This window comes from Marinobacter flavimaris (assembly GCF_045057155.1).
Taxonomy (GTDB): Bacteria; Pseudomonadota; Gammaproteobacteria; order Pseudomonadales; family Oleiphilaceae; genus Marinobacter; species Marinobacter manganoxydans.
The window spans coordinates 2456408-2479945 of record NZ_CP171359.1; the positions used below are offsets into that span (position 1 = coordinate 2456408).

27 protein-coding genes and 1 pseudogene are annotated in these 23538 nt (G+C 55.4%); 13 read left to right on the forward strand and 15 right to left on the reverse strand.

Going from position 1 to position 23538, the window contains the following annotated elements; genetic code table 11:
• Positions 1–91: 91 nt before the first annotated feature.
• Positions 92–1465, forward strand: a complete 1374-nt coding sequence (locus ACGK9W_RS11525; protein WP_081467537.1) for a multicopper oxidase family protein — start codon at positions 92–94, stop codon at positions 1463–1465.
• A gap of 24 nt (positions 1466–1489) precedes the next feature.
• Here ACGK9W_RS11525 and ACGK9W_RS11530 read toward each other — a convergent pair whose 3' ends face one another.
• Complete coding sequence (locus tag ACGK9W_RS11530) at positions 1490–1621, reverse strand: hypothetical protein (RefSeq protein ID WP_263645069.1); 132 nt, start codon at positions 1619–1621, stop codon at positions 1490–1492.
• Between the two features lie 270 nt (positions 1622–1891).
• On the opposite strand from ACGK9W_RS11530, the gene ACGK9W_RS11535 reads away from it, so the two are divergent.
• From ACGK9W_RS11535 to ACGK9W_RS11565, 7 genes are all read left to right on the forward strand, one after another.
• Positions 1892–2275 (forward strand): hypothetical protein, encoded by a 384-nt coding sequence (locus ACGK9W_RS11535; RefSeq protein ID WP_008173725.1) that lies wholly within the window; start codon positions 1892–1894, stop codon positions 2273–2275.
• Positions 2276–2386: 111 nt separating this feature from the next.
• Positions 2387–2671 carry a hypothetical protein gene (locus ACGK9W_RS11540; RefSeq protein WP_008173724.1) on the forward strand — a complete coding sequence of 95 codons (285 nt, stop codon included), beginning with the start codon at positions 2387–2389 and terminating at the stop codon, positions 2669–2671.
• A 99-nt stretch (positions 2672–2770) separates the two neighbouring features.
• Positions 2771–3280, forward strand: a complete 510-nt coding sequence (locus tag ACGK9W_RS11545; protein ID WP_008173723.1) for a DUF411 domain-containing protein — start codon at positions 2771–2773, stop codon at positions 3278–3280.
• 10 nt (positions 3281–3290) lie between these two features.
• Positions 3291–4145 (forward strand): hypothetical protein, encoded by an 855-nt coding sequence (locus tag ACGK9W_RS11550; protein ID WP_008173722.1) that lies wholly within the window; start codon positions 3291–3293, stop codon positions 4143–4145.
• The gene (locus ACGK9W_RS11555; protein WP_008173721.1) at positions 4138–4575 is read left to right on the forward strand and encodes a cytochrome c; all 438 of its coding nucleotides are present in this window, start codon (positions 4138–4140) and stop codon (positions 4573–4575) included. Before ACGK9W_RS11550 ends, ACGK9W_RS11555 begins: the two co-directional genes overlap by 8 nt.
• Before the next feature lie 69 nt (positions 4576–4644).
• Complete coding sequence (locus ACGK9W_RS11560; RefSeq protein ID WP_008173720.1) at positions 4645–5121, forward strand: hypothetical protein; 477 nt, start codon at positions 4645–4647, stop codon at positions 5119–5121.
• Positions 5122–5147: 26 nt separating this feature from the next.
• On the forward strand, positions 5148–5870 hold the full coding sequence (locus ACGK9W_RS11565) for a cytochrome c biogenesis CcdA family protein (RefSeq protein WP_008173719.1): 723 nt from the start codon (positions 5148–5150) through the stop codon (positions 5868–5870).
• A gap of 253 nt (positions 5871–6123) precedes the next feature.
• Here ACGK9W_RS11565 and ACGK9W_RS11570 read toward each other — a convergent pair whose 3' ends face one another.
• Positions 6124–7122, reverse strand: coding sequence for a lipid A deacylase LpxR family protein (locus tag ACGK9W_RS11570; protein ID WP_405416897.1), 999 nt, complete (start codon positions 7120–7122; stop codon positions 6124–6126).
• 787 nt (positions 7123–7909) lie between these two features.
• Here ACGK9W_RS11570 and ACGK9W_RS11575 point away from each other — a divergent pair.
• Complete coding sequence (locus tag ACGK9W_RS11575) at positions 7910–8551, forward strand: copper resistance protein B (protein ID WP_217646373.1); 642 nt, start codon at positions 7910–7912, stop codon at positions 8549–8551.
• Between the two features lie 167 nt (positions 8552–8718).
• Here the strand turns inward: ACGK9W_RS11575 and ACGK9W_RS11580 are convergent, their stop codons facing one another.
• Positions 8719–10074, reverse strand: a complete 1356-nt coding sequence (locus tag ACGK9W_RS11580) for a hypothetical protein (RefSeq protein ID WP_405416899.1) — start codon at positions 10072–10074, stop codon at positions 8719–8721.
• Positions 10075–10120: 46 nt separating this feature from the next.
• Positions 10121–10285: pseudogene (eutB, locus tag ACGK9W_RS11585) on the reverse strand (ethanolamine ammonia-lyase subunit EutB); the annotation flags it as partial.
• A 144-nt stretch (positions 10286–10429) separates the two neighbouring features.
• Between eutB and ACGK9W_RS11590 the strand changes: the two are divergent.
• Positions 10430–11545, forward strand: a complete 1116-nt coding sequence (locus ACGK9W_RS11590) for a helix-turn-helix domain-containing protein (protein WP_008173710.1) — start codon at positions 10430–10432, stop codon at positions 11543–11545.
• 495 nt (positions 11546–12040) lie between these two features.
• On the opposite strand, the gene ACGK9W_RS11595 is transcribed toward ACGK9W_RS11590, so the two are convergent.
• The 7 genes from ACGK9W_RS11595 to puuE form a co-directional block, all read right to left on the reverse strand.
• Positions 12041–12868 (reverse strand): metallophosphoesterase, encoded by an 828-nt coding sequence (locus tag ACGK9W_RS11595; protein ID WP_273084903.1) that lies wholly within the window; start codon positions 12866–12868, stop codon positions 12041–12043.
• 93 nt (positions 12869–12961) lie between these two features.
• Positions 12962–13339 carry an antitoxin Xre-like helix-turn-helix domain-containing protein gene (locus tag ACGK9W_RS11600; RefSeq protein WP_092034452.1) on the reverse strand — a complete coding sequence of 126 codons (378 nt, stop codon included), beginning with the start codon at positions 13337–13339 and terminating at the stop codon, positions 12962–12964.
• Positions 13339–13578: a hypothetical protein gene (locus ACGK9W_RS11605; RefSeq protein WP_008170035.1), complete on the reverse strand. Its 240-nt coding sequence runs from the start codon at positions 13576–13578 to the stop codon at positions 13339–13341. The genes ACGK9W_RS11600 and ACGK9W_RS11605 overlap by 1 nt, the downstream gene beginning before the upstream one ends.
• 16 nt (positions 13579–13594) lie before the next feature.
• Positions 13595–13831, reverse strand: coding sequence for a hypothetical protein (locus ACGK9W_RS11610; RefSeq protein ID WP_273084905.1), 237 nt, complete (start codon positions 13829–13831; stop codon positions 13595–13597).
• A gap of 136 nt (positions 13832–13967) precedes the next feature.
• Entirely contained in the window at positions 13968–14459 is a 492-nt protein-coding gene (locus ACGK9W_RS11615; RefSeq protein WP_008170033.1) for an ureidoglycolate lyase, read from the reverse strand.
• Between the two features lie 20 nt (positions 14460–14479).
• Positions 14480–15328 carry a bifunctional allantoicase/(S)-ureidoglycine aminohydrolase gene (locus tag ACGK9W_RS11620; RefSeq protein WP_273045038.1) on the reverse strand — a complete coding sequence of 283 codons (849 nt, stop codon included), beginning with the start codon at positions 15326–15328 and terminating at the stop codon, positions 14480–14482.
• Positions 15325–16260: an allantoinase PuuE gene (gene puuE / locus ACGK9W_RS11625; protein ID WP_008170031.1), complete on the reverse strand. Its 936-nt coding sequence runs from the start codon at positions 16258–16260 to the stop codon at positions 15325–15327. Before puuE ends, ACGK9W_RS11620 begins: the two co-directional genes overlap by 4 nt.
• 285 nt (positions 16261–16545) lie before the next feature.
• Between puuE and ACGK9W_RS11630 the strand changes: the two genes are divergently transcribed.
• The 3 genes from ACGK9W_RS11630 to ACGK9W_RS11640 all read left to right on the forward strand — a co-directional run bounded on the left by ACGK9W_RS11630 (position 16546) and on the right by ACGK9W_RS11640 (position 20284).
• Positions 16546–17292: an aspartate/glutamate racemase family protein gene (locus tag ACGK9W_RS11630; RefSeq protein ID WP_008170030.1), complete on the forward strand. Its 747-nt coding sequence runs from the start codon at positions 16546–16548 to the stop codon at positions 17290–17292.
• Between the two features lie 131 nt (positions 17293–17423).
• The gene (locus ACGK9W_RS11635; protein WP_273045040.1) at positions 17424–18794 is read left to right on the forward strand and encodes an NCS1 family transporter; all 1371 of its coding nucleotides are present in this window, start codon (positions 17424–17426) and stop codon (positions 18792–18794) included.
• A 29-nt stretch (positions 18795–18823) separates the two neighbouring features.
• On the forward strand, positions 18824–20284 hold the full coding sequence (locus tag ACGK9W_RS11640) for an NCS1 family nucleobase:cation symporter-1 (RefSeq protein WP_008172327.1): 1461 nt from the start codon (positions 18824–18826) through the stop codon (positions 20282–20284).
• 67 nt (positions 20285–20351) lie between these two features.
• On the opposite strand, the gene ACGK9W_RS11645 is transcribed toward ACGK9W_RS11640, so the two are convergent.
• From ACGK9W_RS11645 to ACGK9W_RS11660, 4 genes are all read right to left on the reverse strand, one after another.
• Positions 20352–21095 carry a GntR family transcriptional regulator gene (locus tag ACGK9W_RS11645; RefSeq protein WP_008172329.1) on the reverse strand — a complete coding sequence of 248 codons (744 nt, stop codon included), beginning with the start codon at positions 21093–21095 and terminating at the stop codon, positions 20352–20354.
• Positions 21096–21560: 465 nt separating this feature from the next.
• Positions 21561–21971 carry a hypothetical protein gene (locus ACGK9W_RS11650; RefSeq protein ID WP_405416904.1) on the reverse strand — a complete coding sequence of 137 codons (411 nt, stop codon included), beginning with the start codon at positions 21969–21971 and terminating at the stop codon, positions 21561–21563.
• A gap of 257 nt (positions 21972–22228) precedes the next feature.
• Positions 22229–22669 carry a thioredoxin TrxC gene (gene trxC, locus ACGK9W_RS11655; RefSeq protein ID WP_008172333.1) on the reverse strand — a complete coding sequence of 147 codons (441 nt, stop codon included), beginning with the start codon at positions 22667–22669 and terminating at the stop codon, positions 22229–22231.
• A 114-nt stretch (positions 22670–22783) separates the two neighbouring features.
• Positions 22784–23167: a DUF2750 domain-containing protein gene (locus tag ACGK9W_RS11660; protein ID WP_008172335.1), complete on the reverse strand. Its 384-nt coding sequence runs from the start codon at positions 23165–23167 to the stop codon at positions 22784–22786.
• Positions 23168–23538 lie beyond the last annotated feature (371 nt).

The window sequence follows — 23538 nt, forward strand, 5'->3', positions numbered from 1 at the left end:
GGGCGAAAAGACGGAGACACTGTAATGAAGGGTTTTGAAAGGCTGGTTACGCTGATGTTAGGACTTTTCCCGTCCCTTTTCGCATTCGCTGATGGGCCCGGGCGCCCCCAGTGAAGTGTGGCGCTACAGGGCGGAATTGCTGAAAGGTCCAAAAAACACAGTCTCCGAAAATCCGGACAGTTACCTCGGCCCAACGATCCGGCTACGCCGCGGCCAAACCGTCAAAATCCATATTCACAATGAGCTGCCAGAGGACACCACCGTCCACTGGCACGGACTTCACGTGCCGTCCGACGTAGACGGACAGCCAAGACTACCGATCCGCCCAGGCGAGACAATGACTGTTGGCTTCGAGGTATTGGACCGGGCCGGACTGTTCTGGTACCACTCTCATGCCCACGGCAAGCAAGGTGGTCGCGTAGGATTTCAAAGTTACGCAGGGTTGGCCGGACTCCTGATCGTTGAAGACGAGGAAGAAGCGGACCTCAAATTGCCGTCGGGCGATAACGAGCTGCTGCTGGTGCTTCAGGACCGCACCTTTGCTGGTAACAATGAACTGGTTTACATGGGCCGTGGCATGGGGTCCATGATGGACCGTATGCACGGTTTTCTGGGGGATAGAGTGCTGGCTAACGGGGCGCCTCCAACCACCCGCAAGGTTGCCACCCGCCCCTACAGAATTCGAGTCCTCAATGGGTCCAACGCCCGCATCTACAAACTGGCCTGGAGCGACGGGCGACCTGTCACCGTTATCGGTGCAGACGGCGGCCTTCTTCAGGAACCGGAAGACAGGCCTTACGCCGTGCTGGCTCCGGCTCAGCGGCTTGATATATGGGTCGATCTTTCCGAGTTCCAGCCGGGTGATACGCTGGAGCTTATCAGTGACCGTTTCCGGGCAGGCATGATGAGCGGAGGTATGATGGACGGAATGGGCATGATGGGCAGCAACGCCCTGCCCCTTGGCAGCCGATTCCCCTTGGCCAGGCTGGAGGTGTCCAAGTCATTAAAGGCCAGCGAACCTTTACCGGCACAGCTAGGTGTGCAGCGGCAAAAAATACCGGTAAACAGCAATACGCGAATCCGGTCGTTCGAGTTAAGCCCGGTGATGATGCGGGGATTTGCCATGAATGGCCGGCGGTTTGACGGAACGAATGTTGCTGATGACGAAAAAGTCCGCCTTGGTGACACGGAAATCTGGGAATTCCACAACAGCACACCGATGCCTCACCCGATGCATATTCATGGCTTGCAATTCAACGTTGTAGGGCGACGAGGCGGCAACTCGGACAGTCTACAGCAGGGCCTGGTAGACAGTGGCTGGCACGACACGGTTCTGGTTATGCCTCGTGAAACGGTTCAGGTGGCGATGAAATTCGAGCGCTTTGACGGCCTTTACATCTACCACTGTCATAACATGGAACATGAGGATGCAGGGATGATGCGCTATTTTCAGGTGCAAAGCTAAGCGCTACCAGTCTCCTTGGTCTGCTCAACCGTTGTCACCGAGCCCGAATATCACCAGCTGTTCCCAGCCAAAGGTGAGTCCCGCGATGACCCCGAAGGCGCCAAACAACCACCAACGCCGTGGCCCTGTCAGCAAACCCACCGGTCCTCCTCTCATTATCGTCCCTCATTTTTACCGTGGTTGTTGGTTGCTCATTTTCACCGCTTATGCGGTAAACAGTTGCAGTTGAGCATTTTTGAGAAAATAACGTTGAAGCACGGTTTAAGGTCAAGACTTTTGTCAGAATGGTCAAAGTGAATTCACCTTGAGCCTTTGGATATCGATGGCGTTGTGTCATTGAAATAAAAACTGCTAGGATTTGGTGAACTGAAAGTCGAGCTGTGTGTCACAGCGTTGAACCTTTACAGCTTGGTGCTTGGAATCAGGATGACCGCAACAACCCGCCAATTTATTTCCGCGCTGCTATCACTGCTTCTGGTGATAAGCGGACCGGCATTGGCTATGTCCAAAATAGCGGACAGCGACGCGGACACTGCGATGCCGGATTGTGGTTCCATGATGATGGCTCAGGCTGAGAGCGCCGGCTCCTCAACAGACACTGAAGCGGATTGTGCCTCAGCCCCTGACATGGCCTGCCCGAGCGCCAGTGGGCTGATCAAATGCGGGGTCAGCGTCAGCGTTGCCCTGTTACCGGGGGATTCCATCGGTTTTACCGATACGGGCTCCCACCCGGTATTGACCGCACGATCAACCTTCTACCAGGATCCGTTCCTGGCTTCTATTACGCCCCCTCCAGAACACCACTCCTGAGTTTTAACCCGGATTTTTGCCTCTAGGAGGCAAGCTCTTTAACGTTAATTCTTACAACAAAGTCTCGTACTTCCGTCCATCCGTAACGAGACTTTAACTGGAGTAAATCAAATGCGTAATTCAAAAATCAACCTCACCGTAACCGCCGCCGTTCTGGCAGGCAGTGTTGCCCTCTTCTCTGCCGTTGCCCACGGCGAAGGAGCCGGCATGATGGCCGGACATTCCGAGCAAAATGGCATGATGTCCTCGCAAGGCATGGAGGGTATGGGCGGCATGATGGGGATGATGTCCGATATGTCCCCAGAAGACCGCAAAGCCATGACCGAAGCGTGCATGAAGATGATGCAGGCTCATGGTGGCGATGGCATGAAAGACAAAGACACCGGCACCAAATAACCATTTGGACACCCTCATGAACTGAAGCTATGGGCCGGGGACGCATGTGCATCCCCGCGCCCTGCACTACATGTAAGCGATTCCAACCGAGGATTTTCCATGAAGACCATGAAACTCGCCCTTTATACGGGTATAGCCGCTGTCGTTATCGGCGCTGGCACCACCTTGGCCATCCAGACCAACGAATCTGACCAGTCATCGGTTGCGCAAGCCGAGAGTGGAAAGACAGGTCAGGCCATCACCATTTACAAAAGCCCCAATTGCGGTTGCTGCCAGGACTGGGCCGAGCACCTCGCGGCCAATGGCTTTGAGACCCGCATCGTTGAAACCAACAACCTTAATGAAATCAAGCAAAAGTACGACGTACCCCGAGATATGGCGTCCTGCCACACTGCGCTGATCGGAAACCTGGTGATTGAGGGCCATGTGCCGGCCAATGACATCGTCGCCTACCTTGAGGACCCGCAGTTCAATACGATTGGGCTATCAGTGCCGGGCATGCCCCATGGCACCCCCGGCATGGAAACCGGCCGGAAGGACGATTATCAGGTCATCGCTTTTAACGCCAATGGCAAGCAGGGTGTTTTCCGTGAACACAAGGATTACTGAGGTCAGCCCCATGAAAGCGAAGGTTTACCGCCTGAATTCTGGCGTTTCCAGGCTTTTCCTGTTCGCGTTGATTGCCGTCATGCCGGGCCTGGTTCAAGCCCAGTCTGCGACTGATGGCCAAGCAGTGAAGGCGCTGACGACTGACGCCTCCGGCGCCCTACTGGTGCTTCGGAATAGCGGCCTGCTTGCCGTGGAAGGCCAGAGCACTACCGAGATCCCGCTGCCACCGTCCGATTCCGGCGCTCCCCCTCGGTCCATGGCAAAGGGCGCGGACGAAAGTCTGTACCTGGCAGGGCCTGGCCTTGGTATCTGGCGCTATGACAACGCCAGCAAGCGCTGGCAATCCCTCAATGACACCCTGCCGGATCTCGGAATCACGGCGATTGCCGCCCACGCCACCCAAGCCGAAACGCTTTACGTCTATCTCGGTGACGGTGGCATGTTCCGATCCAGGGACGGCGGTGCCGAATGGGTGAAGGTAGACAGTGGCCCCCGGGAGCCGGTGCAGGCATTCCTGCACTCGGATATGCCGGGCAGTATGGAAAGTGGCTGGCTGTTCGCTGGCACCACCCGCGGCGTTGCCCGCTCCATGGACTGTTTCTGCTTCTGGGGCGATGCCGGCGAATTACGAGGGACTGTGACTGCTATTGATTACGATCCTTCTGCCCCGGAGAACGTCTACGCCGTGATCGAGGGGCAACTTCACCACAGTTCGGACGGTGGCGAAACCTGGGCTGGCCTTAAGATACCCGAGCCAGTCACCGCTCTGACATTCTCACTCAAGGAAGGACTCGTGGTGGGCACAGAGGATGGAGATCTGCTTTCGCAGAACGCCTCTGGCGAATGGGTACCTGTTCATGAATAAGTGGTCTTTCCCGCTGGTCTTGCTCGTTGCCCCGGCCCTTGTGGTGGCGGGGGGCGCGCCACCAAACAGTGACAGTGGGCCGACCGAGGTGGCCGAGGGTCGCCAGATTTACGAGCAATACTGCGCCGCCTGCCACGGATGGCAGGGCGAGGGTGCTGCCGACTGGACCAAACCGGATGAGAAAGGCGAAATGCCCCCGCCACCGCACGATGAGACAGGCCACACCTGGCGCCACAGCGATGCCATGTTGTTCAGGATGATTGCCGAGGGCTGGCGACATCCCTTCAATAAAACGGATAGGCTGACGATGCCGGCGTTCAAGGACATCCTCACCGACCAGGAAATTCAGTTGGTGATCGAGTACCTGAAAACGCTATGGACGGAAGACCAGCGCCGTTATCAACGGAGCGAAAGTCAGGACGTTAATTAGGCTGAGGGTCCTTCCTGATTTCTCACGGACACCAGACAACACTCACGCTAGATCTCGGGTAACTCGAAAATGTCGTTGAATCAGCACTTCAAGAAATGGTCATGGTTATTCGGTATCGCCGGTTTCAGTCTGATGGTCGCTGCAATTTTCGTGCTGCCGCAGTACCTGAAGCCAGATCTGGATGCCGGTGTCACTTTTTACGCCACCGAGGGATGCGCACCTTTCAAGGGTCAGTGTATCGGGCGAAAGGACAATCAAGCCATCACAGTCGGTTTAGGTAATGAAGCCATCGAATCTATGACAGAAATTCCCATTCGTGTGCATCTCGCTAACATGACAGCAGACTCCCTAATCGTCGATTTTGAAGGGCTTGAAATGTACATGGGCGTGGTCCGCACCCAGCTGGTACCGAATGCCCAGGGCGTCTACCAGGGAACCTTTACCCTGCCGGAGTGCGGTACAGGCAAAATGCTATGGCGGGCACGGGCCATTATCAATAACGGCAGGTCCAGGGAAGGCATCAAATTCGATTTCTGGGCAATTTGACAGACTCACCGAACTTGGAGGGCTAAATGCCTGATCTTGCAACTTGGGGAATTGCCGCCGCGTTTGCCGGTGGTCTCATATCGTTTTTTTCACCCTGCACGCTACCTCTGGTTCCCGGCTACCTGTCGGTCGTGACTGGAGGTGCCCTGACCGAGGCTTCGAATCGGTTGAAGGCCCTTTGGCTGAGCCTGTGTTTTGTGATGGGGTTCAGTCTGATCTTTATTGCCCTGGGAGCAAGCGCAAGTGCTTTAGGGCAATGGTTGATGGCCTATCGTGAAGAGGCCAACCTGGTGGCCGGCGTGCTCATCATTCTAATGGGTCTGTTTATGCTGGGTTGGTGGAGCATGCCGGCGTTGCAGCGCGAATGGCGCATTGGACAGTCACTAGAAGGCGGACGTCCCACTGCCGCCTTTCTTCTGGGGATAGCATTTGCCATCGGCTGGACACCCTGTATAGGTCCCATACTCGGGGCTATATTGGCGCTCAGCTCCACCCATGCCAACGCCGAGGCGGGTATGTTGTATCTTGCTGCCTATTCGTTAGGGCTGGCTCTTCCCTTCCTGGGAACTGCCCTATTCATTGAGCACTTTCGCCGACGAGTGCGCTGGTTCAGTCGCTGGAGTCGACTGCTGAGAGTGTTTGCAGGCCTGGTACTCGTTGTCATGGGCGTGTTGGTGCTCACCGGTCAGATGACTCTATTCGCGTCATGGATGTTGTCGACGTTTCCAGTTCTTGGAAGGCTTGGCTGAGCTTCCTACAACCAAACTAACGAGAACGGTTCACGGATTCATACTCAAATACTGCGTATGAACAGCTTTCATGAACAAATGGGGCTGCCTTTTCGTTAATGGTTTTGCATTGCCGAACCATTGAAGCGGTTCATCGTTCTTCAAGACTGGATCAAAAACCGGCTCGCAGTGGAGAGTCGCGAATGTCCGCTTTTGTTTAACAGCGGGAACAAGCGCCACCACATCCCGTAAGCAACGGTCAAAACCGACCTTTCTATATTGCCCAAGAAACTGACAGTGTTCCAAAGCTGAAGTTGTCTTTATGGCGCTCGTCTTCGCTGGTCGAGGCACGCAATGTGACCGCGGCCAGCAGGTGATCCCACTGCCAGGTAGCGCCCAGACCAAGCTGACCAATCAGCGGCCCTTCGTCAAAACGATAAGCCCCGGCATTGTCGTCGATGTAGGAATAGCCTACATACTCCACACCCAGCCCCACATACACGGACCAGCTACTGCCCGAATCCTTGAACGAGCCCGGCAAAGCGATGGTTGAGGAGGTACCAGCGTAGTCCGGCACAAAGTTTATAGGAAGGTGTCTGCCAAGCTGCCAGACCAACCCGGTTTTAGCGGAGGTCCGAAAACTCGACAGTAGTCCGGATCCAACCACCGACACACGCTGTTCAATGTTGCCGCCCTGCCCGAGTTGCAGGAGTTTTCGGCCATGCGCAGCCTGAATGCCACCCACCACATCGGTTCCAAGCTGACTCCCCCACCCTTGCGGCTTGTCGCTTCCCGTGGCTTTGTGCACCCATTTCTGAACCGACTCGGCACCGCTTTCGGGCCCAATAACACCAATGTGAGCACCAAAGCCAGTAATCGTATCGGCGTTCCAGCTCCATAGTGTGCCGCTGAGCGACAGGTGGCCGGCATAGGGAATGTCGTCGAACTGCGGACCTTTAACGGTAATATCTTCAGGCGTAACCATGAATTGCCGCAAACTCAGGCTTACCGCCTGCTTTGAATCGACAGTTCCAATACCTGGCAGAAAGCGCAGCTCATCACGCAGAACCCGGGCAAATCTTGCCGACTTTCCATCGCTCTCATCAGCGGTGTCCGTCAAATACGAAAAGCGTACCCCGTTTGTATAGCCGCGATCGGTTCCGGTAAGCAGGTCGTTATCCCAGGACAGGTTAACAACTTCTGCCCTGAGACTGGCGGGCAAAACACTAATAACGAAGAGCAACAGGAAGGCATATTCGCAGCGACGACTCAAATCCAGTCTCTCCGGTTAATACTATGAGTTAACGAGCATGGCCTACTGTCGAGTCATACCTGTTACAACGGCCACTCAATCCAGATGTGGAGACTAAGTCGCTTTCCCTTGCTTTTCTAGTTCCCTTCCATCGACGCGGTCAGCTCCTCCGGATTAACGTGCCGCCGGACTGAGATAAGAATACCCGATTACTTGGAAAAGTCCAGCGTAGTCAATCGACCGACAGATACCGGCTCTTTAGCTGTCGGTAGTCTGAATTACTACACTTTATTCCAATCTCCCCGAGTGTCAGCTCTGTGATTAGCCGAATCATCCCCCGTTATTCGCGATAAACTCTGGTGCGGCCAAGCCTTGACTGTTAACGAGTGCCGATGGGTGATACTCTCGCGCAACATATAGCTTTCTACAGGCGGGCTCTCGGACTTCCCGCTGGACTGCTGTCCGATTCTGGACAATCAAAACCAGACACTTTTTTTGAGCTTGAAGTTCGCATAGTAAACTGTAAAGCCAGAAATTAAGCAGCTGGGGCAGTGGTCATTCTGTCCAGGTAGAGCCATCTCCAACCTGACAAATGCGTGCCCAAACTTGGGATAAAACGTGTAACTAGCGGTGTTAACAGAACTTTTTTGAACTTCCGTCCAGCCTGCAAGTTACTGACGAACAACGATTTAGACCCACCGACCTCACTCCAAACCGACCCCAATCGGCGCCCTCCGGAGGCAGAGGTCAGAGGTTCGAATCCTCTCGGGCCGAACCGGACTGGACGCTGCCGATACACGACAACCAGGTGTTTGGCCAGGTTCTGTTTGACCGGATGGAATACCAGCGTGACGGCGACAACGAATTGGCCCTGTGGGACGCCCAGGCCTGGATTGGTAAAGATCGCAATCGGCTCTGGGTCGAAACGGAAGGTGAGACTGATCTATCCAGCGACAGCGGCGACATCGAAAATTTTGATGTGCAGTACAGCTATCGCTTCGATCGCTTCTGGGATATACAGACAGGATTGGGTGCCCAGACAACGTTTGGCCCCAGCCCTAATAAGGAGCGCTATTCGGCCATTGTTGGATTGCAGGGACTTGCCCCCTACTGGTTTGAGGTAGACACAAATCTCCGAGTCACCGACGACGGTGACGTGTCATACGATCTTGAAGCCGAGTACGACTGGCTGCTGACCCAAAGGCTCATTTTGCAGGGCCGCGGCGAAACGCTCGTTGCCTTCAGCGATGTTGAGGAGTGGGGCGTCGGTAGTGGCATCAATAATGTGGGCCTGGGGCTCCGTCTGAGATACCACTTTTCGAGGGAGTTTGCGCCCTACGTGGGTGTTTCTTACACCCGCTTTCTGGGCAACACAGAGGACCTTCGTGAGCGCGAGGGGGAAGACGTCGAGTCCTCCAGCTTCGTGGCGGGCGTCCGGTGGTGGTTTTAGTACGATAATGCCCAGTAGAAAAGGCTGGCCCCTTTGCGTGGGTCAGCTAGTGTCCTCATTTGGAGGATTTCGTCAAAATCATTGCCGACCTTCCGCATGTTCGGCTCAATGACAAACGGCCGGACTAAGGCCCGGCCGTTGTATCAGATCATGAAATTACACGTTGATCAGTAACTGATATTGACCATAGCTACGACCTTATAGGTATCCTCCGGGTCATCTCCGTAGAAGTCTCCCATGAAACCGTAAGAACCGCGGAGGCTGATGTCATACACGCCGGCAAACTTTTTACCAAGCTGAGCAGCGACTTCAGTACCAAGGGTTGAGCCGTTGGCCTGAGCAGCGCTGTCGGGCGCGTCGTCGGCAGCGCGGAAGTATCCTGTGCCGTACTTCAGGTAGTAGTCGTTGGAAAGTTCCTGATCACCCGAGACTATCAGCCCCATCAGACCGTATCCCTGGTAAGCTGCGTCATAAACTGACTTGGCCCCCTGGGAACCATTGTTGTAGTAGTAGTCTGTTCCGAAGATTTGCAGATTGCTGCTATTCAGCTCCCAGCCTGACTGGTTTGCCGCGAAGCGATCTGCACCATTGCTGCTGTCATCAGCCGGAATGTAGATGCCGTGAATCTTGAGGCTTGCATTGCCCCAATGCCTCTGGGCATACAGATTCAACATGTACGTGTCGCCATCTGTTGCGTCAGAGTCACGCCCGGACGACTTTTTGTAAAGTACCGAGCCGCTATAGCCCATTTTGTTAAAGGTAAAATCGGCGTAGGCACCGAAATAGTTGTCATCCGTTCGAGCCGCCGTACCATTCAGAGCATCCGGACTGCTGTTGCTGATCTGAGCTCCGGTAAGGCCGTAGTGGAAAACCTCGCTGGGATGAAGTTCGGCACTCAACATGTAGAAGTCCACGTCGTCCGCAGAATCTCTATCGTTTTCTTCCCACTTGAACCAGCCACCTGTCAGCGTGGCCATACCAACATTGCCCGCAAAGGAGACGCCATTCATGTCGTCGTTGGTAACAAGGCTCTCGTACTTGCCGAAGCCATACCCCTGGACGCCCGCTCGCACCTTCCAGTCGCTGTTCGGCACCTTCAGTTCAGCGTAGACATTTTTGGTCTCAACGCCAACGCCGTCGGCGCTGAGTTTGCCGCAATTGTCACCCTGGCAGCTTCCCTTCTCACCCCAGGGAGAATCGAGCTCACCGTACCAAACCAGGCTCACGTTATCGTTGAGGTCGCCGGTGATCTTTGCACGCAGGCGCTGGTCAACAAATGAACTGCTGTTCTCGTTGGTTTCATCCAGGCTTTCTGAGGTCGCCTGCAGGCGGTAATAACCGTTCACCGTGAAGGGGGAATCGCCTTTCTTGAGCTCTTCCACTTCAGCCGTCAGTTGATTTATTTCAACCTTCAGGTCTTCTACGGTCGGTGACGCACGCCCGACCGGCTCCGCGGCCAACGCCGGTGTTGCTACTAAAGCTATCGCCAGCGGAGCGCTTATTGATTTGAAGATTTTGCTCACCTGAAACTCCTTAATTTTAATTTTCATATCGACAACGATTTATTGCCTCGGCCAGACACATCTGGGCCACAACTCTCTCTTCCGCGCTGGAAGCTGCCACGCCGGCGAGTCGATCGCCGGATCTCGCAGGCGATGCTTTGGCCATGACATCCCGTAATCCCTGAAACGACCAGGTTCTGGTGCCTAACTGGTAGACATACCTATGGGACATAAACTTCCTCTCGCTTTTTTCACTGAAAACAAGATTCACGCCCCGTCCGACACGGAACGTAATTTGCTGTGGATTTCAATGTAGCGAGCTACGCCAAGAGGGCGTTATCGAAATTTGGCAAACATTAAGGGGCACAAAAGTGCTATGAAAACAGCCTTAAAGCCTTATGTGCACGAAAACTGCGTCACGCCCATACTCAAAGTGCATGCCGACACCGAGGTCGCAGTGCACCGACAAGAACAACATGCACCACATAGGTGCACAGTCATCGCAAATGATGCCAATGATCAGGCAGGCAACCTTACAGACTGGGAACAGGAGTACGACCAAATAGGGGCGGGGCGTTTTTGCGGACGTATCGACGAGCTGAATTTTGGTGGGCTTCAGTTATTCAATGAACATACTGGCCGCTCCTTACTTCAGCGCTGTAAGGTTTGGCCAGACTCATTTTGGTTCGGGTTTCCAAGTAAGCGCAACGAAACGCGCATCAATGGCCAGAGCGTCGAATCCAGTGATGTTCTCTGTAGGCCTGGGAGCACAGAATTCGAGCTCGTCACTCCAGAAAGCTTCGACATGCTAAGCATTGTTGTTAGCAAAGCCAAGCTTCAGTCCCACAAGGCATCAGAGGATATTGATCTTAAGTTGCTAGATGCCAAGAACTACCCTCGGTTACGCCTTTCACTAAGAACTTTACAGAACTTCCGATACTTATTGCGGCGAATCCTTCAGCCAACAATAAACAAAATCGACTCAGACCTTCACCATGACTTGTTGATCATGGGGTTGCTGGAGTTGTTAGCGGAGGAGATCCCCAATAAGAAGGTGGCTCCAAGTTATCAGCACAGAAAAGCCGTGGTAGAGCGAATCAAGGATTACATGGCAACGGAGAGTATTGCCCCTGTCACCATGACAACTCTATGCGAAGTGGGGTGCGCTAGCCGGCGGACTTTGCAATATAGCTTTGAGACGATTCTTGGCATTAGCCCCATGACCTTCCTGAGGATAAGCAGATTAAACAGGGCGAAAAGAATGCTGTGCCAGCCTTCAACAAGCTCCGTTTCTGAAGCTGCCTCATTCAACGGCTTTTACCATCTAAGCCAGTTCTCCTCAGACTACAGACAACTTTTTGGTGAATTGCCGTCTGAGACATTTGCTAAATCTCACCCAGCAAACAATTCCCAGCTACACAGCAACGCTCTTGAACCTTGCGTGAGGACGGTCCCGGCGTTTCAACATTGTCTGCAGAGGCGTGGAACTTGAGACGAAAATGGTGCCCCCTATCCGCTTCAAAAAACTCAAAAATATGTAGCATGCTACAATTCTTTTGAGTCTCTTCTGTCCTTAACGAGACAGCCAAAACCCGACACATTGACCAAACTCAAAGGCATGAGATAATGCCATACGATCGAAGAAATCCCATGTCAGGCAGCGGTCAAAGTGTCCAATTTCAGTCAATCAATTCAGGACATCTCTGTGCCCAGAAATGGCGTTAATCGTTGAAAACCGCTCAGGACAAGGGTTCCATACAAGCAGGTCTTCTTACTGCATCTGCTTGAACTGGCTCGAATCAGCCCCTACTATACCGCTCAACACCGACCTAAATCTGTGCCCTCCGGAGGCAGAGGTCAGAGGTTCGAATCCTCTCGGGCGCGCCATATTTTTCAAGGGCTTACGTGAAAACGTAGGCCCTTTTTATTTGTCTGTGTCCAAATTGTGTCCATGGTGTGTCCACGGTTTCTAGGACATTTTTTCCGGCTATGGAATTTTGACCTTTGCACTGAAACCGAAAACTCCGTCAACCTCCGGCAAAACCACCACGACCCGCCCATCGACATTCAAAGCCTGACCCTCACCCAGAGAAATCAGCCAGGGCCAGCCCCACCGAGTATGGCCGAACACGGTGAGCCCTTGAAATCCGGTTTCGAGCGACAGCGCTACCCCAGGATCACCCCGTCGATTCGCCCGTTCCGGGTCGGTTGGGCCTTGATGGAGCAGAAGGATCTCAGGGGCTTGATCGGTTACCGATTCCAGTGCGGCCAGAAAATCGTCCTCGGTTCGCCGTTGATTGCGATTCGGATTGCCCACGATACCGCTGACGCCACCGACGTTCAGGTTGCCCAAAACCCTAACCACCCCGCCATCCAGAAGGGTGGTGTTATCTGGAAGCGCTTCGGGATGATCCATCTGGTCGTGGTTCCCCAGGACGCCGACAACTTCGGGCGTGACCTCAGAAAACGCCTGGAACACCTCATCTACCGTTCCAGTACCGCCCCTTTTGTGGCAGTCGGGATAGTCGTACAGGTCGCCGCAAAGAAACACCGCGTCGGGAGCCGGAATGACACCTTCCCGAGACAATGCCGAAAGTGCCTCAGCCACAGGCACGCCGAGCAGCCGATTCTGACTGCCGGCTTCTCGCCCCTGGAGATCAGAGGTCAGCACAAGACTCTTCACATGACTCGGAAGGCCGGTGGCATAGGCTCGATAAAACGGCAGGCGATTATGCAGAGGCACACCGGCAGAGCCGCTGGTGCGGTGCGGCAAGGTGAAAAAGGGGTTCAGGTCGATCCGGGTGATCCTTAGCATGGAAGGCCTCTCGAGCTGGCTCCGTATTTCCTACCGCTCAAGCAAAAAAGGTGACCAAACTGACCGCCCAAAATCTTGGTCGACGGGGGCTGGTCACCCCGCCCGCTTTGCATCAAAGTAGCGTCGAGTTTCCATGAGGTGCTTCATGGAGCCTTGCGCCATAAAGTCCAGGGCTGACGCTCCAAGGTAGGGAGGCTCACTGGTTTCCAGGCGAATCCGACGATTGGCGCGTTCGGCCGTTGGATACATAACCCTCAGGGATTCGTAGATGCCCAGGATGTAGCTGATGCGCTCCAGGGTATCCCGCGAGAGCTTTACGTGTGGCAGCTTCTGATACTTGGCCAGCGTGCTCCGGGATACACCGCCGAGCATCTGCATCATCTCTTCCTGGGTGCAGTCCCACTCGCGACAGATACCAAAGAATCCCTTGAGAGCCACATGCCCTTTGGCCTTTTCATTATCGATAGCCATTATTCTCGTCCTTTCTTGGGCTGCTCTCGATCCTCCATAAAGTCGTCACTAACGCCTTCAGAGTCGAACCACTCGTCCCAAACCGGATCAGTTGGTCGCTCGTAGGCTTTGACTGTCCCCTTTAGGCGTTCCAGAGGTGTAAGCTCCTGAGGGAGCGGCTCGGCCAGCTCGTCAGCATGGGCCGTGTGGGCATCTAGGCCGTCCAGGAGTTCTTTTTCGGTTGGGCGTTTGGTTTTCATGGCACACTCTCCGCAATCACAAGCAGGCCAACTCCGGGGCAGTGGGCTGCAGATAGTATGACTTTACCACCCGAACGAAGCGAGCTACATAGCCGCACTCGCCCAATGGGGGCAGCCATTCGTCGGGGCCTTTGGCTCCCTTGCTCAGGCTCGCCTTGACCGGCAAAAGATTAACCGGATCATTGGCGATGGACCGGCGCTTCTGGCCAAGCCATTCTCTGGCTCCGCGATCCCAAACCCAGGCCAGCGGCACAACATGTTTTGTGCCCTCAAGGAACAAGCTTTTGGTACACGGTATGGTCGCAAAGCGAACATTCGGGGTACTTCCACAGCCGTTTTAAAGCCGTCTGTGGAAACACGGTAGAACCCGATGTCAACCGACGGTTCGATCAATTCAGAGTGATGAGCGCGTGAACTGGGTGCTCATCACAGTTGTGCCCTGGCCCACCCCGGTCAACAACAAGAAACTCACCCTCGCACTCCAAGACCGAATGCACGGCGTGCCAAGTGCCTGCACGGTAATTGATACCCTGCCGTCCGTCGGTTACGAAGGCACGAACCGCTTCCGGATCAATGCCGTCGCCCGGCGGTGCCACGACTATCAGGAAACGCTCGCCGTGCATGGGAACGAACGCCTGGCTTCCCAACGGGTGCCGCTCCAGACAGTCAACCTGCAGTGGAACCTGCACCGGCTGGCTCACGAAAATACTGATCATCGGTCGGCCGCCCTCACCCAGTATCTCAACACCAGCCAGATCATGGTGGCGCTGGGTACGGCCACCGTTGATGGGGAAGAAGTTCGTAGCGCTCCGGCTGTCGATCACATCGCCAAAGGGAGCGAAGGCTTCCGGTGTCAAAGGCTGGGCTGTCAGTTTCAGCATGATGGTTTTCCCTTTGCTTTTCAGCGAGCACCGAAGCCATTGAGCTTCATGTGGCGATTCACGTCTTTGTACAGCAGGTATCGGAAACGGCCCGGGCCGCCGGCATAGCAGGCCTGGGGGCAGAACGCCCTGAGCCACATGTAGTCACCGGCTTCCACCTCCACCCAATCCTTGTTTAGCAGGTAGACGGCCTTGCCTTCGAGCACATACAGCCCGTGCTCCATCACATGGGTTTCTGCAAAGGGAATCACGCCCCCTGGCTGGAAGGTCACGATATTCACGTGCATGTCGTGGCGCATATCGCTCTGGTCCACAAAACGCGTGGTGGCCCAGCAGCCGCTGGTGTCCGGCATCTCGATGGGCTCAATGTCGGCTTCATTTGTGACAAACGGCTCCGGATAGTCGACGCCATCCACCGCTTCGTAGGCCTTTCGAATCCAGTGGAACCGAACCGTTGAGCCAGACTCATTGCGCACCGCCCAATCACTGCCCGGCGGAATAAATGCATAGCCACCCGGCGCCATCTTATGCGTTTCCCCTGCTAGGGTCAGCGTCATCTGGCCTTCCACCACAAACAGAATGCCTTCGGCTCCGGGATCAACCTCCGGTCGCTCGCTACCGCCACCCGGAGACACTTCCATGATGTACTGCGAGAAGGTCTCGGCAAATCCGGAGAGCGGGCGGGACAAAACCCACAAACGCGTTTTTTCCCAGAACGGCAGGTAACTGGCGACGATGTCCCGCATCACGCCTTTCGGGATGACGGCATACGCCTCGGTGAACACGGCGCGATCCGTCAGCAGCTGTGTCTGGGGAGGATGGCCGCCGGTCGGTGCGTAGTAGGGAGAGGGATTTTGCCTGTCGATCATAAGAGTGCTCCGGATTCAAAAGGATGGTGCTTTGCCCAGTGCCGGGCAATATCCGCGCGACGTGTCACCCAGACACGGTCGTGGGACTCAATATGGTCGAGAAAACGCTGCAATCCACGGAAGCGGCCCGGCCGGCCGATTAGCCGGCAATGCAGCCCCACCGAAAGCATCTTCGGCGTTTCCTTGCCCTCTTCATAGAGAACGTCAAAAGCATCACGCAGGTACTCGAAGAAGTGATCCCCGGTATTGAAACCCTGCGGTGTTGCGAATCGCATATCGTTGGTGTCGAGGGTGTACGGCACCACCAGATGATTATGGGACTCGCCAGCGGAATCCTGTTGCTGAACCCAGAATGGCAAATCATCACCGTAATAGTCGGAGTCGTACAGGAAACTGCCCTCGTCCATCAGCAGGCGACGAGTGTTCGGACTGTCCCGGCCGGTATACCAGCCCATGGGCGTTTCGCCGTAAAGTTCCTGGAATATCTCGATAGCACGACGCATGTGCTCACGTTCGATGTCCTCCGGAATGTCCTGGTAGTGAATCCAGCGCCAGCCATGACAGGCCACCTCATGACTCAGCTCACGGAAGGCCTGCGCCACCTCCGGATGACGCTGTAACGCCATCGCAACCCCAAACACCGTTAGCGGAAGGTCACGGCGCTCGAACTCTTTCAACAAACGCCAGACCCCAACCCGGGAGCCATATTCATAGATCGACTCCATGCTCATATGGCGGTCTTCAAACGGCTCAGCGCCCACAATTTCGGACAGAAAACGCTCGGAGTGGCTATCACCATGCAGCACGCAGTTCTCGCCGCCCTCCTCGTAGTTGAGCACGAACTGTACGGCCACCCTCGCCTGGCCCGGCCAGCGAACCTCCGGAAGATCACGGCCATAGCCGATCAGGTCACGGGGGTAATCCGTTGTCATACTCATAACTACGCGTCCTCAACTTAATACAGGAAATCGATTTCGGGGCTATTGACTTTACGTTGACACAAAATTGTATACAAAAAATCTGTTTTTGTGAAAAATTTACGTCACTCAGAGCGATGAATCGCCTTCAAGGCCGGGCTCATGGCCTGCTAAGCGCCCAGCAGAACCTGAGGATTGCAATTTTTCTGCAACAAAAACTTGCACCCTCCGCAGAAGTCGTTCTAGATTGTGTACAATTACTTATTGTTTTGTTCACCAAAAAATCGAACCGGGGAAACCGTGCATATCCGAATCATCAATCCCAACACCACACGCGGCATGACCGAGACCATCGGCAAAGCGGCCGAAAACGTGGCTGCACCGGGCACCAGAATTACCGCAACCCAGCCGGATAGCGGCCCGGTGTCCATCGAAAGCCACTTCGACGAAGCCATCAGCGCCGTCGGTGTTGCCGAGGAGGTCCTGGCCGGCGAACGGGGTGACGACCCTGTTCATGCCTACATCATCGCCTGCTTTGGGGACCCCGGCCTCCTGGCAGCGCGGGAGCTCACCCGAGCACCCGTTGTCGGCATTGCCGAAGCGGCCTTCCACGTCGCCACCATGATCAGCACGCGCTTTTCCGTTGTCACCACTCTGGGACGTACCGGCATTATTGCCGAGCACCTGTTGGAGAACTACGGCTTCAGTCATCACTGCCGTCGGGTTCGGGCCGCAGAAATCCCCGTGCTGGACCTGGAAGACAACGCGGACGCCGCCCTTCAACGCCTGATCGAAGAGTGCCTGCGGGCAAAAGAAGAAGACAACATCGGCGCCATTGTGCTCGGTTGTGGCGGCATGGCCGACCTCACCGATTACATCTCGGAGGCCGTCGGTCTGCCAATTGTCGAAGGCGTCACGGCCGCTGTGAAATTGTCGGAAGCCCTGGTTGGACTGAACCTGGGCACCAGCAAACACGGTGACCTGGCGTTCCCGCGTCCGAAGCCGTTCGTCGGTCGCTTTGAGAGTTTCTCTCACCTGAATAAATAATAAAAAAGACATCACCGCCAAGAGATCTGATGCAGTCCCAACTATAAATCCCCACCAGAACCACACGGGGCACACACATCTACACCGGTAACGGCGTGGACAACGACACTGCATACACAACGAGGAAGACCATGAGCACCCCTCAAACACAGACCCATTTTGATGCTTCCTACCAGGAAGCACCCGGCACCGCCTCCAAGGCACTCGGGGAAGAATCCCTTGCCCCCCAGAAAACCCGCATCATGGGGCGCACTTCTTATCTGCTGGCGTGGTTCGGTGGCTGCGTTTCCATCGGCACCTTTACCATGGGATCCAGCGTGGTTGGCACACTGAACCTGCTGCAGGCCTCGCTGGCCATCGCCATTGGTTGTTTCATTATTGGCGCAGCACTGGCCCTGAATGGCGCAGCCGGCTACAAATACGGCATTCCTTTTATGGTACAGGCCCGCAGCGCCTTCGGTTTCGGCGGTACCCGCCTGCCGGGGCTGGTTCGGGCGGTCCCTGCCATCGTCTGGTACGGCTTCCAAAGCTGGATTGGTGCCGGGGCGCTGAACATGGTCTCTACCACCCTCTTTGGCTTCGATAACCTGGTCTTTTTCTTCATCGCCTTCCAGCTGCTGCAGATCGCCCTCTCCGTCACCGGCTTCCAGGGCATCAAATGGCTGGAGAACGTGGGCAGCGCTTTCATCCTGGCCTCCCTCGTCTACATGTTCTACAGCACCGTCCAGCGCTACGGCGACACCCTCTCGGCGAACCTGCTGACCATGGAAGGCTCCTGGGGCCTGCCATTCTGGGGTGCCACCATGCTGTTCCTTGGCATCTACAGCACCATGATCCTCAATGTGAGTGACTACGCACGGGAGCATGAATACGGCACCGGCCCCGGACTGCTGACCACCATCTACTCCATGTCGATCCTGCCTTGCACCCTGTTCATGGGCCTGATCGGCTACATGGTTTCAGAAGCCACCGGCATTGCCGACCCGATTCAAGTGTTCGCCAACGCTGTAGATAACCAGCCGCTTCTGATGACCACCCTGATGTTCATTGCTTTTGCGCAGGTCACCACCAACGTGCTGAATAATGTGGTACCGCCCACCTATGTTCTGATGGACGTATTCAAGCTGACCTTCCGCAAGGCCACTATCATTGTTGGCCTGCTGGCATTCGCCACCTTCCCCTGGGAACTGGTGAAAGACGGCTCTGCGGCTGGCCTGCAGATCTTTGTACAGACCTACTCCGCGTTCCTCGGACCGATCTTCGCCATCCTGGTGGTGGACTACTACCTGATCCGTGGTCGTACACTGAATCTGGATCACCTCTACAACCCCGATGGCCCCTATAAGGGCGTGAACTATGCGGCTCTGATTGCAACCGTCCTGGGCGTCATCGTTGCCCTGAGTTTCTCGGCCGTGTCCTGGTACGCCAGCCTGATTCCCGCCGGGCTGAGCTATTACCTGCTCATGAAACACTGGCCGGCCTGTCAGCGCTTCCGCGACTGAATACGCCCTCAGACAAAACGGTGACAATCATGAAAGACAGTGAACTGAACATCCGCCAGATCGATCCCACGCTCTATAACGAGGATCTGGCGCCGATCCCACACACCAAGCGAACCTGGGGCTGGTTTGAAATCTTCAACGTGTGGTCCAACGATATCCAAAGCCTGTTTGGCTACACTCTGGCAGCCTCCCTGTTCCTGACCTATGGGCTGAATGGATGGGCCGTTATGGCCGCAATTATCCTCGCCGGCTTTATTGTGATGGTACTGGTCAACCTGTCGGGACGGCCCAGCGTCAAATACGGTATTCCCTTTCCCGTGCTGAGCCGCGCCAGCATGGGGGTTCGGGGTGCCAACTTTCCGGCCATGCTGCGGGGGATCGTTGGCATCTTCTGGTACGGCGTGCAAACCTACTTCGCCTCCACCGCCGTGACATTGCTGATTACGGCCTTCTACGGCCCGGGCGACGGCACCACGTTCCTCGGGCTGTCGGGCGTGGCCTGGCTTTCCTTCGTGATCGTATGGGTTTTTCAGATCGCCATCTTCTGCAGTGGCCTACGGCACATTCAGCGCTTCCTGAACTGCGCCGGCCCTCTAGTTTACCTGGTGATGATTGGCCTGATGATCGTGGTCTGGACTAAGGCGGGCGATCAACTCCTGCCCGCCGTAGGCTCCATCTTCAGCTCCAGTAGTGGGGAATCGGTGAACCCGATTGGTGCCTTCTTTGCAATCGTCGGCACCATGGTGGCCTACTTCGCAGCCGTGGTTATCAACTTCGGCGACTTCACCCGGTTTGTCCGCAGTGAGAAAGAAATGAAACTAGGCAACCTGCTAGGCCTGCCCCTGAACGTGGCGTTCTTTTCATTCATCGCCCTGATCATCACCGCGGGCACCCTCGTGCTGTTTGGCGAGCCGTTGACCAACCCCACTGAAATCGTGGAACGCGTCGATTCCGTGGCTCTGACCATTATCGCGGCGCTGACCTTCTTCGCCGCAACGGTGGGCATCAATTTGGTAGCCAACTTCATTCCGCCAGCTTACGACTTGGCCAACCTGTTCCCCAGTAAAATCAGCTTCCGGATCGGCGGGCTGATTACCGCAACCATTGCGTTCTTTGTTGGAGCACTGTGGGTGTCGGTGATCAGCCAGATCGGGGTACCCGGCTTCGTGAATGCGCTCGGTGCCATACTCGCACCCTTCTACGGCATCCTGGTGGTGGACTACTACCTGATCAAAAAACAGGACCTGAACATGGAGCAGCTGTTCTCCTCCAGCCCCGACGGCGCCTATCACTACGCCAAGGGATGGAACACCCGTGCTATTGCGGCCTTCGCCCTAGCGGCCCTGTTCTCCATCTCGACGGTTCTGGTACCGGCCCTGAGCAGCCTGGGCGGTTACGGATGGTTGATTGGTGCCGCCCTCGGCGGCCTGTTCTACTGGGTGATCATGCCCGGAAAACAGAGCCTGGCGGCGCTTCAGACCCATAGCTGATCCAACAGCCTGCCAAGGCCTTGCCAGAACGCCCCGCCCTCACAAGCGGGGCGTTCTGGTTTGAGCCTCAAGCATCAACCGCAAAGATATCCCACAAGTCCGGGGTTTCCTCGGGCTCTTCAAAAATCGATAACGACGCTTCGATCGACTTCAGGTGTCGTTCCATGAAATCACTGGCCTTCGCCCCATCGCCTGCGGCAAGGAAATCAATCAGGTTATCGTGGTCGTGGGACTCGCAACCCAGATGACCGGCATTGCCATACACGGCCAGGATTAGCGAGGAGCGGGAGGCCAGTTGGCCAACAAATCCGGCCAACGTACGGTTACCGGAAATTTCGGCAAGACGGGCATGGAAGATCGCTGAGAGCTTGATAGCGATTCGCTGTTCACGATTGCGGAGCGCTTCCCGCTCCTGCTTTGCCATCTCCTGCAGCTCCTGAATGTCTTCCTCGGTGATACGCTTTGCCGCTGCATCCATCATAGCGCACTCAACCAAAAGACGGGCCTCAAACACGTCTCTGGCTTCATCGACCGATGGCCTGGTCACACTGGCCCCTCGCCGTGGCGTGAGAGTGACCAATTGTTCAAGGGCAAGACGCTGGAGCACCTTCCGGATGCCGGTACGGCTGACACCGAAAACATCAGCCAACGCGTCCTCGCGCAGACGTGCACCCGGCTTGAGCCGATGCTCAATAATGGCTTCCGATATTGACCGATAGATAGCATCCAGCCCGTTATCTCCGGGCCCGGAGCCTGATACTTGGCCCCTGCCACTTGAGGTCGTTTTGGCTGTTTGCCGACTATCGCTCATTGTACCCTCACATGATTAATGAACCAATCTCGGCCACCATTGTATACGCTCTTTGTGCACACAGACGAATTGATAAGGCCTTTATGGCCTCCCTGTAATGAGCTTTCCCGGCCCGTCCCTCAATCAGGGCATTTGTTGGAGAGATAACGGCTGGCCGACACCTTCAAGCAAAAGCAGTTAAAGAGCTCCTCGTCCCAATGTTCGCTTCTGTTTAGTAGTGCCCTGGATGCGGCTAGATTGCAAAGCGGACATTCTGGTACGACGCCTGGAAAGCCGCTCGCATGCCTGGCGTATCGACAAACCGACCATCAATCTCTTCAACGGTCCGGCCGTGGCAGTCTGGGTAGCATGGCCTCCACGTCAATCGTGTAGGTAGAGAAAAAAGCTTCCGCCGCTTCAATTAAAGCTGTCTCGTTTTCAAGTATCCCAAGATAGACCGGCCACTCGGCGTCTATCAGTTCCGTGCTATAAGGTTCCGGATCTACGTCCCCCAGCTGTGCAAGAAACCGGAACTCCGTTTCGTTCATGACGATGTAATCGCACCGTTTGCGCGAACACGCGGTCACGCCAGGTTAACAACGGCCCTACGGCGTGCATTTGGTCCGGCAAAGGCATCCATAGCGGGTTGGCGAAAACCGCGTTGGCCAGTCCTCGTTCCAGAGCCCAGGCCTGGCGTTTACGCGCCATCGGGACGAAATCGGCTGCGATACCGGTCTGTTTGGTGAATTCATTGATCACCTCGACCAGAATGCCCTCGCTGAGATCATTGCCGTAATAAAACGGGAGAAAGCTCTCGTCCGAACCCATAATCTTGAGCGTTTGGGACGAAACTGGAAGGAACCAGAATGCCATGATGATAAACAGGACTGCTCTCATTCGGTCCTCGTTGGAGTGATCAACCGGGTAAGGCCGTCGCTTGCCCGACTCTGCCTTTCGAGTTACAGACAGTTTGGCTCGAATTCTGGCTACATACCATAAGAAAGTCGATGTCGCTGCAAAGTCAGCTTTACCCACAAAAACTGTGGATAACTTTGTGGGAACAGCTCGGATAGGTGTCTTCAGCCCTGCAATGGCAGGGCCTCAGCCATTGTGGCGTTTTAATGACCGGCCAGCGAATAAACAGCCTTATCAGGCTAGCGAATACCCTTCGACTGCAGCCATTGGCTGATCTGCGCCTGATTCATGGCGCCGCTCTGGCGGGCCACTTCCCGGCCATTCTGGAACAGGATCATGGTAGGGATGCTGCGAATGCCAAACTGGCTGGCCGGGCCTTGGGCCTGTTCCGTATTTAGCTTGGCAAAACGTACCTTGCCCCGCCAGTCTCTCGCGGCCTGTTCGAACTGAGGCGCCATCATTTTGCAGGGGCCACACCAGCTCGCCCAGAAGTCCACCAGCACCGGCAGATCACTGCGCCCGGTATGATTAGCAAAGCTCTGGTCTGTAAGTTCCAGAACCTGATCCGGCCACAACGGCTGTTTGCAGGCGCCGCAATTGCCGCCAGATGACAATTTATCCGCAGGCACGCGATTTACCTTGTGGCAGTGGGGACAGACCAGGTGTCGGATATCAGTCATGATTGATTGCCCTCAGATTGTGTACTGAGATAAATGATCAGGGCAGACCAGACGAAATCAAGCAGCGCTTCATATTACTCGTCTCGCCAAAGCGGCCAGGCGATGAAAACTGTACTAGAAATCAGACATTACGTCCTGAAGATCCTGCTTGAGCTCTGCCGGTTCGGTGATCCATACCGTTTTATCAGGGCCGGGAAATACACCCACATCGAGGCCATCCTTCGTTAAACCGGGGACCCATTTCCGGAAGAAGTCCGGCAGTGAAATACTGCGGGGCGTCAGCTCATCGCCGCCGTTGGCGTACTCGGCGGCAAACGCCGAAGCCGGCCACACGGGCAGGTATTCCACATCGCCATCGTCCGAGGCGATCTTGAGGAATTGGCTCTGGCCGTTAACCAGGATCCAGATTTCCCGTTCCTCGGCCACTTGGCTCAGGAAGTAGTCGTACCGCTCTTCACCATCCATTTCCATTACTTGATTGAGGTCTTCACTGCTCATGTCAGGTACGCCACTCCAGTCGTTTGCTTTTCGGTATTCGGCGGAGCCTAACACGTATTTGGCGGAGACTGGCGGCCGCTTATCCAAAACATTATCAGCAACGCTGCAAGGGCCAGGTTGCCTAAGAGCATAAAGGGATACATTTCCGGGGAGATTCGCAACCATTCACCAGTAAAGTTCATCTTGGCGTGGAAAATCAGCACCGCTAGAACCATGCTGAACCGCAAGACACTATTCACGCGTAAAAGGAGCATCACTGAGGTCAGACCTCGAAACGGCGTCTAATTCAGAATAATCGGAGCATCCGAATGAAAAAGTACCTCGCCCTCCCGATCCTGTGCATCGCGTTGCCTGTATTCGCCCAACCGGCG

Excerpts from the sequence above, each read along its gene's own strand:
- ACGK9W_RS11555 (WP_008173721.1), top strand. The coding sequence starts at position 4,138 with ATGAATAAGTGGTCTTTCCCGCTGGTCTTGCTCGTTGCCCCGGCCCTT.
- ACGK9W_RS11540 (WP_008173724.1), top strand. The coding sequence starts at position 2,387 with ATGCGTAATTCAAAAATCAACCTCACCGTAACCGCCGCCGTTCTGGCA.
- ACGK9W_RS11635 (WP_273045040.1), top strand. The coding sequence starts at position 17,424 with ATGAGCACCCCTCAAACACAGACCCATTTTGATGCTTCCTACCAGGAA.
- ACGK9W_RS11640 (WP_008172327.1), top strand. The coding sequence starts at position 18,824 with ATGAAAGACAGTGAACTGAACATCCGCCAGATCGATCCCACGCTCTAT.
- ACGK9W_RS11590 (WP_008173710.1), top strand. The coding sequence starts at position 10,430 with ATGAAAACAGCCTTAAAGCCTTATGTGCACGAAAACTGCGTCACGCCC.
- ACGK9W_RS11615 (WP_008170033.1), bottom strand. The coding sequence starts at position 14,459 with ATGCTGAAACTGACAGCCCAGCCTTTGACACCGGAAGCCTTCGCTCCC.
- ACGK9W_RS11650 (WP_405416904.1), bottom strand. The coding sequence starts at position 21,971 with ATGAGAGCAGTCCTGTTTATCATCATGGCATTCTGGTTCCTTCCAGTT.
- ACGK9W_RS11620 (WP_273045038.1), bottom strand. The coding sequence starts at position 15,328 with ATGATCGACAGGCAAAATCCCTCTCCCTACTACGCACCGACCGGCGGC.
- ACGK9W_RS11550 (WP_008173722.1), top strand. The coding sequence starts at position 3,291 with ATGAAAGCGAAGGTTTACCGCCTGAATTCTGGCGTTTCCAGGCTTTTC.
- ACGK9W_RS11565 (WP_008173719.1), top strand. The coding sequence starts at position 5,148 with ATGCCTGATCTTGCAACTTGGGGAATTGCCGCCGCGTTTGCCGGTGGT.
- ACGK9W_RS11600 (WP_092034452.1), bottom strand. The coding sequence starts at position 13,339 with ATGGCTATCGATAATGAAAAGGCCAAAGGGCATGTGGCTCTCAAGGGA.
- ACGK9W_RS11535 (WP_008173725.1), top strand. The coding sequence starts at position 1,892 with ATGACCGCAACAACCCGCCAATTTATTTCCGCGCTGCTATCACTGCTT.
- ACGK9W_RS11530 (WP_263645069.1), bottom strand. The coding sequence starts at position 1,621 with ATGAGAGGAGGACCGGTGGGTTTGCTGACAGGGCCACGGCGTTGGTGG.
- ACGK9W_RS11645 (WP_008172329.1), bottom strand. The coding sequence starts at position 21,095 with ATGAGCGATAGTCGGCAAACAGCCAAAACGACCTCAAGTGGCAGGGGC.
- ACGK9W_RS11605 (WP_008170035.1), bottom strand. The coding sequence starts at position 13,578 with ATGAAAACCAAACGCCCAACCGAAAAAGAACTCCTGGACGGCCTAGAT.
- ACGK9W_RS11525 (WP_081467537.1), top strand. The coding sequence starts at position 92 with ATGGGCCCGGGCGCCCCCAGTGAAGTGTGGCGCTACAGGGCGGAATTG.
- ACGK9W_RS11660 (WP_008172335.1), bottom strand. The coding sequence starts at position 23,167 with ATGAGCAGTGAAGACCTCAATCAAGTAATGGAAATGGATGGTGAAGAG.
- ACGK9W_RS11595 (WP_273084903.1), bottom strand. The coding sequence starts at position 12,868 with ATGCTAAGGATCACCCGGATCGACCTGAACCCCTTTTTCACCTTGCCG.
- trxC (WP_008172333.1), bottom strand. The coding sequence starts at position 22,669 with ATGACTGATATCCGACACCTGGTCTGTCCCCACTGCCACAAGGTAAAT.
- puuE (WP_008170031.1), bottom strand. The coding sequence starts at position 16,260 with ATGACAACGGATTACCCCCGTGACCTGATCGGCTATGGCCGTGATCTT.
- ACGK9W_RS11545 (WP_008173723.1), top strand. The coding sequence starts at position 2,771 with ATGAAGACCATGAAACTCGCCCTTTATACGGGTATAGCCGCTGTCGTT.
- ACGK9W_RS11560 (WP_008173720.1), top strand. The coding sequence starts at position 4,645 with ATGTCGTTGAATCAGCACTTCAAGAAATGGTCATGGTTATTCGGTATC.